Annotated in this window: 13 protein-coding genes; 4 read left to right on the top strand and 9 right to left on the bottom strand. The window is 69.6% G+C overall.

Annotated elements, in window-relative coordinates; genetic code table 11:
* Positions 1 to 418: 418 nt before the first annotated feature.
* On the bottom strand, positions 419 to 754 hold the full coding sequence (locus tag BM345_RS28475) for an SMR family transporter (protein WP_093386929.1): 336 nt from the start codon (positions 752 to 754) through the stop codon (positions 419 to 421).
* A gap of 37 nt (positions 755 to 791) precedes the next feature.
* Positions 792 to 1631, bottom strand: coding sequence for a restriction endonuclease (locus BM345_RS28470; protein WP_175545195.1), 840 nt, complete (start codon positions 1629 to 1631; stop codon positions 792 to 794).
* Between the two features lie 139 nt (positions 1632 to 1770).
* Between BM345_RS28470 and BM345_RS28465 the strand changes: the two genes are divergently transcribed.
* Positions 1771 to 2718 carry a M14 family metallopeptidase gene (locus BM345_RS28465; RefSeq protein ID WP_093386924.1) on the top strand — a complete coding sequence of 316 codons (948 nt, stop codon included), beginning with the start codon at positions 1771 to 1773 and terminating at the stop codon, positions 2716 to 2718.
* Here BM345_RS28465 and BM345_RS28460 read toward each other — a convergent pair.
* Both BM345_RS28460 and BM345_RS28455 read right to left on the bottom strand, forming a co-directional pair.
* Positions 2715 to 3569, bottom strand: a complete 855-nt coding sequence (locus tag BM345_RS28460; protein ID WP_093386921.1) for a M23 family metallopeptidase — start codon at positions 3567 to 3569, stop codon at positions 2715 to 2717. The two genes, BM345_RS28465 and BM345_RS28460, sit on opposite strands and share 4 nt — an antisense overlap.
* 2 nt (positions 3570 to 3571) lie before the next feature.
* Complete coding sequence (locus tag BM345_RS28455; protein WP_093386919.1) at positions 3572 to 5377, bottom strand: glutamine--tRNA ligase/YqeY domain fusion protein; 1806 nt, start codon at positions 5375 to 5377, stop codon at positions 3572 to 3574.
* Between the two features lie 139 nt (positions 5378 to 5516).
* Here BM345_RS28455 and BM345_RS28450 point away from each other — a divergent pair, with 139 nt between their 5' ends.
* Positions 5517 to 5849 (top strand): hypothetical protein, encoded by a 333-nt coding sequence (locus tag BM345_RS28450; RefSeq protein WP_093386917.1) that lies wholly within the window; start codon positions 5517 to 5519, stop codon positions 5847 to 5849.
* A gap of 70 nt (positions 5850 to 5919) precedes the next feature.
* Here BM345_RS28450 and BM345_RS28445 read toward each other — a convergent pair whose 3' ends face one another.
* From BM345_RS28445 to BM345_RS28425, 5 genes are read right to left on the bottom strand one after another with little or no spacing between them, the layout of a single operon-like run.
* Positions 5920 to 6756 (bottom strand): LytR/AlgR family response regulator transcription factor, encoded by an 837-nt coding sequence (locus BM345_RS28445; protein WP_093386914.1) that lies wholly within the window; start codon positions 6754 to 6756, stop codon positions 5920 to 5922.
* Complete coding sequence (locus BM345_RS28440) at positions 6753 to 7817, bottom strand: sensor histidine kinase (protein ID WP_093386912.1); 1065 nt, start codon at positions 7815 to 7817, stop codon at positions 6753 to 6755. Before BM345_RS28440 ends, BM345_RS28445 begins: the two co-directional genes overlap by 4 nt.
* A gap of 34 nt (positions 7818 to 7851) precedes the next feature.
* Complete coding sequence (locus tag BM345_RS28435) at positions 7852 to 8136, bottom strand: 2TM domain-containing protein (RefSeq protein ID WP_093386909.1); 285 nt, start codon at positions 8134 to 8136, stop codon at positions 7852 to 7854.
* Between the two features lie 32 nt (positions 8137 to 8168).
* On the bottom strand, positions 8169 to 8699 hold the full coding sequence (locus BM345_RS28430; RefSeq protein WP_093386907.1) for a DUF6622 family protein: 531 nt from the start codon (positions 8697 to 8699) through the stop codon (positions 8169 to 8171).
* A gap of 43 nt (positions 8700 to 8742) precedes the next feature.
* Complete coding sequence (locus BM345_RS28425) at positions 8743 to 9159, bottom strand: DUF2306 domain-containing protein (protein ID WP_093386904.1); 417 nt, start codon at positions 9157 to 9159, stop codon at positions 8743 to 8745.
* A 319-nt stretch (positions 9160 to 9478) separates the two neighbouring features.
* On the opposite strand from BM345_RS28425, the gene BM345_RS28420 reads away from it, so the two are divergent.
* Together BM345_RS28420 and BM345_RS28415 are read left to right on the top strand one after the other, a co-directional pair.
* Entirely contained in the window at positions 9479 to 10972 is a 1494-nt protein-coding gene (locus BM345_RS28420; protein WP_093386902.1) for an efflux RND transporter periplasmic adaptor subunit, read from the top strand.
* Between the two features lie 34 nt (positions 10973 to 11006).
* Positions 11007 to 14144 (top strand): efflux RND transporter permease subunit, encoded by a 3138-nt coding sequence (locus tag BM345_RS28415; RefSeq protein WP_093386932.1) that lies wholly within the window; start codon positions 11007 to 11009, stop codon positions 14142 to 14144.
* Position 14145 lies beyond the last annotated feature (1 nt).

Genomic DNA, 14145 nt, shown 5'->3' with positions numbered 1-14145 from the left:
GCTACTACAACGCCCGAAGGCCGCACTCGGCCTTGGGATACCAGCCGCCAGCCTCCCGCCTTGGCGGGAAGAACCTATTGCAACTCAACAGCTAGATGTTGAAGTTCTTGTGTGTCCTTCGGCACACAAGAACGGGCCGGTCCCGCTGCGCTGCTCGGCGCCCAAGAGGCGCGCTGCGCACACAGCGGCACACAGGCCTTTGACCGGACACGTGGTTGATCGACGCGTCGTGCCTCGCGGGCTGTCGGTAGTCAACGCTCGGTTGTTCGGCCGCTGTGAAACCGTCACACCGTTTCCCACGGGATGAGCCCACGGCCCAGACCGCCTGCCCCGTGCCCCCCGAACGACCGAACGACCGAACGACCGAACGACCGAACGACCGAACGACCGAACGACCGAAACCGAACAACCGAACAGTTCAGTGCGAGACAGACTTCGAGAACACGTTGATCACCAGCACCCCCGCAATGATCAGCCCCATGCCGGCCACAGCGGGCCCATCCAGCCGCTGCCCGAAGAGCAACAAGCCAACCAGCGAAATCAGCACAATCCCCACGCCCGACCAGATGGCGTACGCAATGCCTGTCGGAATCACGCGCAGCGTGAGCGACAGGAAGTAGAACGACACCCCATAGCCCACCACCGTTGCCACGCTGGGCCACAGCCGGGTGAAGCTGTCTGAGGCCTTGAGGCAACTCGTGGCGAACACCTCCGACAGGATGGCGATCGCCAGGTAGGCATAGTGGATGTTCATGGTGGGCCGACTGTAGCGGCCCCTGCCGGCGGCCCGCTCAGCCGGCCGCCGATGCTTCCGGTGCCGCGGTGGCGGGCGCCGCGCCCGTGGCGATGGCCAGCAGTTCGTCCTGCTGCGCCCGCGACCTGTGCGAGATCAGCTTGAGCAGCGCCGCGCCGTCCTGCGTCTGGATGCCGTTGGCCTTGGCGAACTCCACCGCCTCGGGCGCGAACACCGAGCTGGTCACGTAGGTTCCGTGGGCCAGGCCCTGTGCACTCATCACGGCCAGGAAATCGCGCAATTCCTTCACCGTGACCGACTGGCTCTCCCAGTGCCGGCAGCGCACGATGCGCGGCTCGGGCATGTGGCGCGACTGCACCCAGATGTCCACGCCGCCGTCGCTGCCCTGGCTCTGCGTGCTGGTGGAGAAACCGGCCTGCTTGAAGAAGGCCGCGCACAGCGCCTCGAAGTGGCGCCAGTCGATCCGCGCCAGCACGCGCGGGCTCCATTGCTTGGCCGGTGCCTCGTCGTCTTCATTCAGCGGTTCCGAATCTTCGACCACCGGCGGATGCGGATGCACGGCGATCGTGTCCACGAAGCGCGGCTCGAGTTCGGCCGGAGCGGCGCCCCAGCCTACGCCCAGCGCGGCGAGCACCGAAGGACGCGTCATTCCTGCCTGGGCATCGTCGTCGACGGGATCGACATCCCGCTCAACCTGCCGCCCGCCGCTGCCGCGCGTCAGCCACTTGTATGCTACGAAGGCCAGTCCCAGCCCCAGCGCCAGCCAGGCCACGGGGCGCAGTGCCACCGACAGCGTCTCGAACAGGCTCTCCTTGGGCAACTGGTACGAGGCCAGCAGCACCAGCACGCCAACCAGCGCGACGAGCCAGCCCTTCACGGCAGAGCCACCTTGGTCGCCTATTGCATGCCCGCGTCGAACCCGGCCCGAATCGCTCATGGCATTCATGCGCATGTAACCAAAAGTTGTAGGTTGGCGGAGTGTACGAGTTTCGTGACGAAATTGACACAATTAGCGGATGAATTCCGAAAACGACCTCCCGCCCCTCGAAGTCCTGCCCCGCGACATTTCCGCCTACGCACGGGGCAATACCGGCATCCCCTACGTCCACCGCTTCGAGTCCGGCAAGCCGGGCCCGCACGTGCTGATCAACGCCCTCACGCACGGTAATGAAATCTGCGGAATGGTGGCGGCCACCCATCTGCTGGACACGGGCGTTCGTCCGAAGATCGGCACGCTCACCGTCAGCTTTGCCCACGTGGAAGCCTACAACGCCTTCGACGCACAAGCGCCGCACGAGAACCGCCAGCTGGTGCACAACCTCAACCGCGTCTGGTCCGACGAATGGCTGGACGGCACGGAAGACAGCCCCGAACTGCGCCGCGCCCGCGAGATGCGGCCGGTGGTGGCGGCGGCCGACCACATCCTGGACATCCACTCGACCAGCCAGCCGGTCGATCCCTTCTGGGTCTACCCGGCCTTCGCGCGCAACGCCGAAGTGGCGCTGGCCATCGGGCGGCCGTCCATCCACCTGGTGATGCCCAAGGGCCTGGGCTCGGGCACGCCGCTGATCCAGCACGGCCGCCATGGCGAGGACGGCGGCCCCGCCGGCGCGGCGCTGGTGGCCGAATGCGGACAGCACTTCCTGCAATCGGCGGCGGACATGGCCACGCAGGTGAGCCTGGACTTCCTGGCGCATTTCGGCCTCATCGAGCGCGACCCGGCCGAGCGGTCCGCGGCCGTGCCGCAGCGCCGCTTCGAGCTGCTGCAGACCCGCATGATCAAGACGCCGGAATTCCGCTTCGTGCGGCCGCTGGTGGGCTTCGAGACCTTCGCCGAGGGCGAGCTCATCGCCACCGACGGCGACGAGGAAGTGCGTGCCCCTTGCGACGACTGCACCGTGCTGATGCCGGCGCGCCTGCCTATCGTCGGACGCGAGGGCGTCTACCTGTCGCGGCCGATCTAGGCTGCGGCGATGAAGAGGGCCGGGTCCACCATGGCCCGGTTCAGCATCACCGACCAGTGCAGGTGCGGCCCCGTCACGCGGCCGGTGGCGCCTACGGCGCCAAGCGTCTCGCCGGTGCGGAGCAAGTCGCCCGCCCGCACCTCGGTGGCGCTGAGGTGGCAGTACATGCTCAGCAGGCCGCCGCCATGGTCCAGCCAGACGGTGTTGCCGTTGAAGAAATAGTCGCCGGTGTCGATGACCCGGCCCGGCAGCGGCGCGCGCACCGGCGTGCCGGTTCCGGCGGCGATGTCCATGCCGCTGTGCGGATTGCGGCTCTGGCCGTTGAAGACGCGGCGCAGGCCGAAGGAGCTGGAGCGGCGCCCTGGCACCGGCACCTGCATCTGCAGCGACGGGGGCAGGGCGCCGGCCTCGCTGAAGGTGGCCATGACACCGGCCAGGTGGTCGCGCTCGCGTTCGTAGCGGGCCTGGTCGGCGGGCGAGAGGTCCACCGTGCGCGGCGACACCTTCAGGTGCTGCTCGCTGTATTTCTTCGGCGCGACGGGATAGCCCAGCGTGCGGCGGGCGCCGCTGGTGCTTCGCAGCTCGATGCGGCGCTCGCCCGGCACCGCCGAGAGCGGAATGCCCACCAGCGCCGTCCATTCGATGGCGTCGCCCAGCACCAGCAGCGGAATGTCGTTCTCGGCAAAGGCTTTCGGGCGCTCGGCCGCCGGCCCCAGCGACACACGCGCGATGCCGCCCGGCACCTGTGCGCTGCGCGGCCAGCTGCCCTCGTCGGCCGGCTGGGCGCGCAGCACCTGCACCGGCATCGCCAGCAGGGCGGCGGTGCCGGCCATCAGCTCGCGGCGGCGCATGCCTACTTGCCCCAGCTGTCGCGCATGCCGGCGGCGCGGTTGAAGACCAGGCGGCCGTCGCTGCTGGCGGACTTCGCATCGAGCACGAAGTAGCCGTGGCGCTCGAACTGGAAGGGCAGGCTGCTGTGGGCCTGCGCCAGCGCGGGCTCGACATAGCCGTGGCTGACCTGCAGGCTGTGCGGATTGAGCTCGTCCACCAGTTCGCCGCTGCCGGGGTTGTCGGCGGCAAAGAGGCGCTCGTAGAGCCGCACCTCGGCCGGCACCGTATCGGCGGCCGCCACCCAGGTGATGTTGCCCTTGACCTTGATCGCATCGGCGCCGGGCGTGCCGCTCTTGGTGTCGGGCACCAGCTTCGCCTGCACTTCCACCAGCTTGCCGTCGGCGTCGCGCGTGGCGCCGGTGCATTCGATGACGTGGCCGTACTTCAGGCGCACCTTGTTGCCGGGGAACAGGCGGAAGAAGCCCTTGGGCTGCACGTCTTCATAGTCGGTGCGCTCGATCCAGACCTCGCGGCCGAGCTTGAAGCGGCGCGTGCCCATGTCGGGATGGTGCGGGTGCACCGGCGCGCTGCAGTCGTCCAGCGCAGCGTCGCCGCCCATCAGTTCGCCCCAGTTGGTGATGACCAGCTTCACCGGGTCCAGCACGGCCATGGCGCGCGGCGCGATAGGGTCCAGCGTGTCGCGCAGCGCGGCTTCCAGTGCGGCGTACTCGGTCCAGCCGCCGGACTTGGTGACGCCGGAGCGCTCGCAGAAGAGCTTGAGCGCATCGGGCGAATAGCCGCGCCGGCGCAGCCCGGCCAGCGTGGGCATGCGCGGATCGTCCCAGCCTTCGACGTGGCCGTCTTCCACCAGCTGGCGCAGCTTGCGCTTGCTGGTCACCACGTGCGTCACGTTCAGTCGCGCGAACTCGTACTGGCGCGGATGCGGGCTGGCGATGAGACCGCCCTCGGCCAGGCGGTCCAGCAGCCAGTCGTAGAAGGGCCGCTGGTCCTCGAACTCGAGCGTGCACACGCTGTGCGTGATCTGCTCCAGCGCGTCCTCGATGGGGTGGGCGAAGGTGTACATCGGGTAGATGCACCACTTGTCGCCGGTGTTGTGGTGGGTCGCGCGGCGGATGCGGTAGAGGGCCGGGTCGCGCAGGTTGATGTTGGGGCTGGCCAGGTCGATCTTGGCGCGCAGCACCGCGGCGCCGTCGGGCAGCTTGCCGTCGCGCATCTCGCGAAAGCGCGCCAGGTGTTCCTCGGGCGTGCGCGAGCGGAAGGGACTGGGCGTGCCGGGCGTGTTGAAGTCGCCGCGGCTGGCGCGCATCTCCTCGGGGCTCTGCTCGTCCACGTAGGCCAGGCCGGCCGTGATGAGGTATTCGGCGGCGCGGTACATGAAGTCGAAGTAGTCGCTCGCGAAGTACTGGTGCGAGGCCTGCGCGCCCGGGTGCGCCGGGTCGTCGGCGATGGAGGTGCCGTAGCCCAGCCAGTTGACCGCTTCGCGGATGGCGTCGACGTACTCCTGCTCTTCCTTCTCGGGGTTGGTGTCGTCGAAGCGCAGGTGGCACACGCCGCCGTACTGCTCGGCCAGGCTGAAGTTCAGCCAGATGCTCTTGGCATGGCCCAGGTGCAAATAGCCGTTGGGCTCGGGCGGAAAGCGCAGGCGCACGCGGGCCGGATCGGCCATGCCCTGGTCGTGGTGCCGTGCGTCGCCCGGCGAGCCGCCCCACTTGCGGGTGGCGTAGGTGCCCTGTTCAAGATCGTTCTCGATGACGTGGCGCAGGAAATTGCTGGGCTTGGCCGGCTCTTTATCGGCAGGGGAATTCATCTGATGATTTTAGAAGGGCGGAGGCGGGGTTACTTTTTGGAACGAACTTCACCGCGCAGCGTGCACGGAACTCACACGCAGCGCGTTGAATCCATACGAAGGCGCCCGGTCGATCCGGGCACCCAAGGAGAAACCCAAAATGACCATCCATCGTTCGTTCTTCAAGTGGGCCACCGCTGCCGTGCTGGCTGCCGGTGCCCTGGGCGCCGCCGCCACCGCATCCGCCGGTGCGTCCTGGTCGGTCAACGTGGGCGTTCCCGGCATCGTGGTGGCCCCGGCGCCGGTCTACTACTCGCCAGCCCCCGTGTACTACGCACCGCCCCCGCCGGTCTATTACCGTCCCCCGGCTCCCGTGTACTACGCACCTCCGCCCCCGGTGTACTACCGCCCGGCGCCGGTCTACATCCAGGGTGGCGGCTACTACCGCCACGGGCCCCGATACTACGGGCCGCGTCCGGTCTACCGCTACTGAGAAGAAAGTCGCACATCGGCAATGAAAAGCCGGCCCTCGGGCCGGCTTTTTCCATATGCGCGGCCTTGTCCTACATCGCGCGGAAAAGGTGGGCGTAGAGGCGGCTCACCACGATCTTCTCGGGCCGCCCGCGCAGGCGCAGCAGCAGCTTGCCCGAGTCGTCCCGCTGCACCTGCTCGATGGCATCGCTGCGCACCACCACCGCGCGGTGCACCTGCCAGAAGGTGTGGGGGTCCAGCTGCGGCAACAGCTGCTTGAGCGGCGTGCGGATCAGGAATTCGCGATCGGCGGTCAGCACCCGCACGTACTTGTCGGCGGCCTCGAAATACAGCACGTCCTGCACCGGAACCATGTGCACCGTCGTGCCGCCGGCGTCGCTGGCGGCGATGAACTTCAACAGCGGCGCACCGGACGCGCCGGAGCTTCCCGGCGCCGACGCCGCGCCGATGAGGCGGCGCCATTCGCCCAGCGTCTGCTCCAGGAGCTCGGGCGCCGGTGCGCGCACCGCTGCCTGCTGCTGTGCGGCCAGTGCCTGCTGCACGCGGGCCACCGTTTTGCGCAGGCGCTCGGGCTGAACCGGCTTGCGCACGTAGTCGATGGCCTGGGCGTCGAAGGCCTGCACCGCGTATTCGTCGTAGGCGGTGACGAACACCAGCTGCGGCATCGGCGCGTCGCCCTCGGGCCAGCCGTCGGCGATTTCCATCGCCGCGCCCAGGCCGTCCAGGCCGGGCATGCGGATGTCGAGGAAGAGCACCTGCGGCATCTGGTCCAGCGCCTCGCGCACGGCACTGCGGCCGTCGCCGACGGTGGCCAGAACCTCCAGCTCGGGCCAGGCCGCCCGCAGCTCGGCGCGCAGGGCCTGCGCGAGCAGCGGTTCGTCTTCGGCGATGAGGGCGGTGGCTTTCATGTGTTCAGGGGAATGTGGAGGGTGGCGCGGGTGCCGCCACCCGGCAGGGCGCCGAATTCGAGCGTGCCGCGCGCGCCGTAGACGGTGGCGAGCCGCTCGCGGATGTGGCCCAGGCCGAAGCTGCCGTTGGTGTCGACGGCGATGGCCCTGGCCTGCGCTTCGTCGATGCCCACGCCGGTGTCGCTCACCTCGATGACCAGCAGAGTGCCGTCTTCGCCGGCCCGTGCGGTCACGACGACGTCGCCGCCTTCCACCTTGGGCTCCAGCCCGTGGCGGATGCTGTTCTCGACCAGCGGCTGCAGGATGAGCGGCGGCACCTGCACGGCCGCCAGCGCGGGTGGCAACTCCAGCCGGAAGCGCAGCCGCTCGCCCATGCGCACCGACATCAGCGAGAGGTAGTCGCCCAGCCGCTCGAATTCGGCCGACAGCGGATGCGCCAGCACGCGCGAGCCCGAGAGCGTGGCGCGCAGGTAGTTGTTCAGGCGGTCCAGCATGTCCACCGCGCGCGGCGGATCGGTGGCGATGAGCACGCGCAGGTTGGCCAGGGTGTTGAAGAGCATGTGCGGCTCCAGCTGCGTCTCCAGCAGCTTGAGCCGTGCTTCCGTGGCGTCGCGCTCGGCCGCGCTCACTCGCGCCGCCAGCGCCGAGTTGTGGCCGCGCGAGTAGAAGAAGTAGCTGCCCAGCGCGCCCGCCAGCACGGTGATGGCCAGCGACACGCGCTGGTCGTGCTGCGATTCGCCCATGCCGATCGCGCCGCTGCCGCCGCCGATGAGCAGGTCTCCCAGTGCCGACCCCGCGTAGTAGCCCAGCACGATGCCCACCACCGTGAGCAGGCCGCCGCGCCAGCCGTGCGGCCAGCCGCCGGGGTCCTCGGGGCGCCGCAGCGGATAGCGGCCGAATTCGATCACCAGCCAGATCAGCAGCCCGATGCAGAAGGAGTAGCCCAGGTGGTGGAGGTAGCTCTTGTTGGGCCAGATGCTGTTGATGACCGCCGCGATGGCAAAGCAGAACGCCACGACCAGCAGGCCGTGGCGAAGGACGTCGCGCCAAACGATCTTCATGGGCGGGATTCTGGATGAAGAGCGCCGGGCCCGATCACCACGGGTCGCGCGCCTGCAGCTTGCTGCGTTCGCGGGCCACCAGGCGCTCCATGAATTCACCGCCCGGCGCCAGCAGCCAGACCGCCGCCGCATGCAGGGCCAGGGCCACGCCCCAGCCGAAGAAGGGATAGAGGGCCCAGTGCCGGCCGGATGACAGCGAGAGGGCGGCCATGCCGAGATTGACGATGGCGAAGACGGTGGCGTGCATCCACCAGCCGGCCTTGGCGCGGGCACGGCGCACGGCCAGGCGTTCGAGGGTGTGTTGCTGCTGTTGGGTCATGGTAGTTCTCCTGGTGTCGTTCGAGCTGGCGGTCACTTGGCCAGCGTCGCGGCCAGCGGTTGGGCGGCGGCCTGGCTGCGCATCGCCAGCTTCCACAGGCGCAGCGAGCGCCCGAGGAACACGCCGGCGAAGGCGCCATAGATCGTGCTCACCGCGAGCGCGAAACCGCTCTGGTGCGCCAGCTGCGGATGCAGGGCCAGCTCCACGCCGACGGTGTACTTGGTGAAGAAGATGCCCATCATCAGCGCCAGGGGCACGATGGTGCCGGGCAGCGCGAAGCGCATCGAGTCGCGGTCGAAGCGCACGCCGGCGGGCAGCGGGCGCTGCAGCACCACGAAGAGCAGGGCGGCCGCGGCGGCGGCCCAGGCGGCCAATGCCACCGGCCGGTCGCCGAAGGCGGAGATCATCCCGGAGGCCGAGAGGCCGGCCATGGCCAGCGGCAGGATCGTGAGGCGGCGAAGGCTTGCCTGCGTGGGCAGCATCTGGCGGCCGCCGAGCGCGATGAGCACGGCGAACAGGCCGAAAACCCAGGTGGGCGTGTGCTGGAGGATCTGAAGGGGCATGGTCAACTCCTGAGGGTGTCGGTGGACGAGGAAGTGCGGGAAATCAGCTCAGCAGGCCGAGCCACTGGCCCCAGACCAGCTGGCCCAGGTAGCGGTCGGGCAGCAGGGCGAAGCTGCCGGCCACGATGCAGCCGGCCAGGTAGGTGATCTGCATCGCGCGGCGGTGGCCGCCGAAGTTGCGACGCGCCAGGCGCCAGAAGGCCAGTGCCAGGCCGCCGAAGGTCGCCGGCACCAGCAGGTGGATGAGGGTGTAGCCGCCCAGGTTGGGCAGTCTGAAGTCGCGGATCCACATCGCGGACACGGCGGCCAGCACCATCAGCGTGACCCAGGCGTAGCCCAGGGCCCGGTGCAGGCGGGGGTGCTGCTGGCCGCTGCGTCGCGTCCACAGCACCATCGGACCCAGGACCAGCGCCGACACGGCGGCGGTCAGGTGGACGGCAATCACGGGGCTCATCTGCATGGTGCTCTCCGGGGGCTTTGGGGTTGGCGATGGGCGGACTGTGCCGAGCGGCCCGGGCGGCAGCGAGCGGCTTGCGACGAAATGCGCCGGGGCGGCGCGAAATGCAGCGGCGGAGCGTGATCCGACGCCCATGCCGCCCGACGATGGCGGCCGGATGACGCCCACCCGCGCCAGGGGAGGTCCGAGGCCGGCCGCCCTTTACCGCTTCTTTACGCGCCGTATGCCATCGCAGCTACGATGGTTGGCTCTACTTGGGCCGGTCCCCGAAGCCTGCATGCCGCAGGACCGTGCCCGTCCGACAAACCTGTTCCGCTTCCCGATGCCACAGACGCCGCCCGCGCCTTCCCACGATTCCCAAGCCACCCCGCCAGCCCGTGCCGCCGCAGGCTGGCGGCGCCACCGCGGCTGGGGCACCGCGCTGGCGCTGCTGCTGATCGTGGCGCTGGTGGGTGGCAGCTGGTATCTCATCAAGCGTCCGGCGGCAGGCGGTGGTGGCGGGCCGGGCGGCCGGGGAGGCTTCGGCGCCAACGGGCCGCCGACGGTCACCGTCGGCCATGCGCTGGCGCAGCGCAAGCCGCTGCCGGTGACGCTGGACGCGCTGGGCACCGTCACGCCGCTGGCCACCGTCACGCTCAAGCCGCAGGTGGGCGGCGTGCTGACCCAGGTGCTGTTCGAGGAAGGCCAGCGCGTGAAGAAGGGCCAGCTGCTGGCGCAGATCGATCCGCGCCCCTACGAGCAGGTGCTGATGCAGGCCCAGGGCGCGCTCAAGCGCGACCAGGCGCAGCTGGAGGCCGCGCGCGTCACGCTGCAGCGCTACAAGACGCTGCTGGGCCAGGATTCCATCGCCCGCCAGGAAGTCGACACGCAGGCGGCCCTGGTGAGCCAGCTGGAGGGCGCCATCGTCACCGACCGCGCCAACGTGGCGGCGGCGCAGCTCAACCTGGACTTCACCCGCATCACCTCGCCCATCGACGGGCGCATCGGCCTGCGCGCGGTGGACCCGGGCAACACGGTCACGGCCAACAGCACCACCGGCATCGCGGTGGTGACGCAGATCAACCCCATCGACGTGCAGTTCTCGGTGCCGCAGGACCGGGTGCCCGAAATCATGCGCCAGCTGCAGGCCGGCGACGCCATGCAGGTGGTGGCCCTGGACCGCACCCGCAGCGACGCGCTGGACACCGGCCGCTTCTCCACCCTGGACAACGTGGTGGACGTGAGCACCGGCACCGTCAAGTCCAAGGCCCGCTTCGAGAACGCCAAGTCCACGCTCTTTCCGAACCAGTTCGTCAACGTGCGCATGACCCTGCGCACCATCGACGCGCTGGTGGTGCCGGTGACCGCCGTGCGCAACGGCCCCAAGGGCCCCTACGTGTTCGTGGTGGGCGAGGACAGGAAGGTGAAGATGCGCGCCATCAAGCGCGGCGAGACCACGGTGGAGTGGATCCAGATCACCGAGGGCCTGAAGGAAGGCGAGCAGGTGGTCACCGAGGGCGGCGACCGGCTGGACGACGGCACCCGCGTGCAGCTGCAGGGCGAGACGCCCGCACCGGGCGGCGGCGCACCCGTTGCGCGGGCGCCCGGCGCCGACGGCAAGCCCGTTGCCGCGGCCGGCGGGGAAGCCGGTGCGCGCAAGGTCAGCCCGCCCAACGCCGAGCAGCGCCAGCGCATGCTCGATTCCGCCGGCGGCGACGCCGAGAAGCTGGCGCAGCGCAAGGCCTTCCTGGCCGCCATCGACCGCGGCGACCCCGAGGCCCTGGAGCGCTGGCAGCAGATGAGCCAGCGCCGCCGCCGCAACAACGGACCCGAGTGAGGCCCGGGCAAGACCCGCCCGTGAAGACCCCATGCTGAGTCCCTCGCGTCCCTTCATCCAGCGCCCGGTGGCCACCGGGCTGCTGATGCTCGCCATCGTGCTGGCCGGCCTGGTGGGCCTGCGCCTGCTGCCGCTGTCCGCGCTGCCGCAGGTGGACTACCCCACCATCCAGGTCCAGACCCTGTACCCGGGCGCCAGCCCCGAGGTGATGAGCCGCACCGTCAGCGCGCCGCTGGAGCGCCAGTTCGGCCAGATGTCCGGCCTGAACCGCATGAGCTCGACCAGCGCGTCGGGCGTGTCCATCGTCACCCTGCAGTTCGACCTGGACCAGACCCTGGACGTGGCCGAGCAGCAGGTGCAGGCCGCCATCAACGCGGGCGGCTCCTTCCTGCCGGCCGACCTGCCGGCGCCGCCGGTGTACGCCAAGGTCAACCCGGCCGACGCGCCCATCCTCACGCTGGCGGTGCGTTCCGACACGCTGCCGCTGACCGAGGTGCAGAACCTGGTGAACACGCGCCTGGCGCAGAAGATCAGCCAGGTGGGTGGCGTCGGCCTGGTCACGCTGGCCGGCGGCCAGCGCCCTGCGGTGCGCATCCAGGCCGACACCAACGCCCTGGCCTCGGTGGGCATCGGCATCGACACGCTGCGCAACGCCATCAGCGCGGCCAACGCCAACAGCGCCAAGGGCAGCTTCGACGGCCCGCTGCGCGCCTACACCATCAACGCCAACGACCAGTTGCTGACTGCGGCCGACTACCAGAACCTGATCGTGGCCTGGAAGAACGGCGCGCCGGTGCGCATGCGCGACGTGGCCAAGGTGGTGGACAGCGCCGAGAACACGCAGCTGGGCGCCTGGGCGGCACTGAAGGTGGAGGCGGATGCCTCGCTGCATCCGGCGGTCATCATCAACGTGCAGCGCCAGCCGGGCGCCAACGTGATCTCCACGGTCGACGCGATCCGAACCCGCCTGCCCGAGCTCACCGCCTCGCTGCCGGGCTCGCTCAAGCTGGAAGTGCTGTCCGACCGCACGCAGGGCATCCGCGCCTCGGTGCAGCACGTGCAGATCGAGTTGGGGCTGGCGGTGGCGCTGGTGGTGCTGGTGATCTTCTTCTTCCTGCACAGCCTGCGCGCCACCATCATCGCCACCATCGCGGTGCCCATCTCGCTCATCGGCACCTGCGGGCTCATGTACCTGCTGGGCTACTCGCTCAACAACCTGAGCCTGATGGCGCTGACCATCGCCACCGGCTTCGTGGTGGACGACGCGATCGTGATGATCGAGAACATCGCCCGCTACATCGAGGAGGGCGAGACGCCCTTCGCCGCCGCCATCAAGGGCGCGACGCAGATCGGCTTCACCATCATCTCGCTGACGGTGTCTCTGGTGGCGGTGCTGATTCCGCTGCTGTTCATGGAAGACGTGGTGGGCCGACTGTTCCGCGAGTTCGCGGTGACGCTGGCCATCACCATCCTGATCTCGGCGGTGGTCTCGCTCACGCTGGTGCCGATGATGGCGGCCCGCTGGCTGCGCCACGAAGAGGTGTCGCGGCAGGGGCGGCTCGCGGTGGCGGTGCAGCGCTTCTTCGACCGCGTGATCCGCGGCTACGACCGCCAGCTCACCTGGGTGCTGCGCCACCAGGGGCTGACGCTGATCGTCGCCACTGCCACGGTGGTGCTGACGGCGCTGCTGTACGTGGTGATCCCCAAGGGCCTGTTCCCGACGCAGGACACCGGCCAGCTGCGCGTGCGCGTCGAGGCCGCGCAGGACGTGTCGTACCCGCGCATGGCGCAGCTGCAGCAGCAGGTGTCGCGCGTGGTGCTGGCCGACCCGGCGGTGCGCGCGCTGAGCGCGGTGGTGGGCGTGGACGCGGCCAACAACACCATGCTCAACACCGGCACCATGCTGGTCAACTTCGAGCGCGGGCACGGCAGCCAGCAGGACCTGATGCAGCGGCTGAAGGACGAGGTGCAGCGCCAGGTGGCGGGCGTGACGCTGTACATGCAGCCCACGCAGGACCTGACCATCGACGCCGAGACCGGCCCCACCGAATACCGCGTGTCCATCGAGGGCGCCGACACTGCGCAGGTCAACGAGTGGGCCGCCAAGCTGGTGGCCAGGCTGCGCACGGACGCACTGCAGCCCTGGGTGCGCAACGCCACCACCGATGCAGGCGCGCAGGGCCTGGCGGCCTACGTGGACATCGACCGCAACACCGCGTCGCGCCTGTCGATCACCGCCAGCGCGGTGGACGATGCCATCTACAGCGCCTTCGGCCAGCGCATCGTTTCCACCATCTTCACCGAGACCAACCAGTACCGCGTGATCCTGGAGGCGCAGCGCCAGGGCCTGGCCTCCGTGGAAGGCCTGGGTTCGCTGCAGCTGAAGACCGGCAGCGGCACCACCACGCCGCTCTCGTCCTTCGCCACGGTGCGCGAGCAGCCGGCACCGCTGCAGATCACGCGCGTGTCGCAGTACCCCGCCGCCACCGTGGGCTTCGACACCGCGCCCGGCGTGGCACTGGGCCGCTCCGTGACCGAGATCCGCAAGGCCGCGCGCGAGATCGGCCTGCCCTCGGGCATGCAGCTGCGCTTCCTGGGCGCGGCCGGTGCCTACGAGAAATCGCTGACCAGCCAGCTGTGGCTGATCCTGGCGGCGGTGGTGTGCGTGTACATCGTGCTGGGCGTGCTCTACGAGAGCTACGTGCATCCGCTGACCATCCTGAGCACGCTGCCCTCGGCCGGCGTGGGCGCGCTGCTGGCGCTGATGGTGACCGGCAACGACCTGGGGGTGATCGGCATCATCGGCATCATCCTGCTCATCGGCATCGTGAAGAAGAACGCGATCATGATGATCGACTTCGCCATCGACGCCGAGCGCAACCAGGGCATGGCGCCGCAGCCGGCCATCCACCAGGCGGCGCTGCTGCGCTTCCGCCCGATCATGATGACCACGCTGGCAGCGCTGGGCGCGGCCCTGCCGCTGATGTTCGGCTGGGGCGAGGGCGCGGAGCTGCGCCGTCCGCTGGGCCTGGCGATCTTCGGCGGCCTGGTGCTGTCGCAGGCGCTGACGCTCTACACCACGCCCGTGATCTACCTGGCCTTCGATCGCCTGGGTGCGCGCTTTCGCCGCCAGCGCAGCGAGGAAGAAGACCCGCGCGGCGAGGCAGCTTGAC

The organism is Variovorax sp. OV329 (assembly GCF_900114785.1).
Lineage (GTDB): Bacteria > Pseudomonadota > Gammaproteobacteria > Burkholderiales > Burkholderiaceae_C > Variovorax.
Note: the sequence above shows the minus strand (reverse complement) of the source record. Positions and strands in the feature narration are given on the sequence as shown.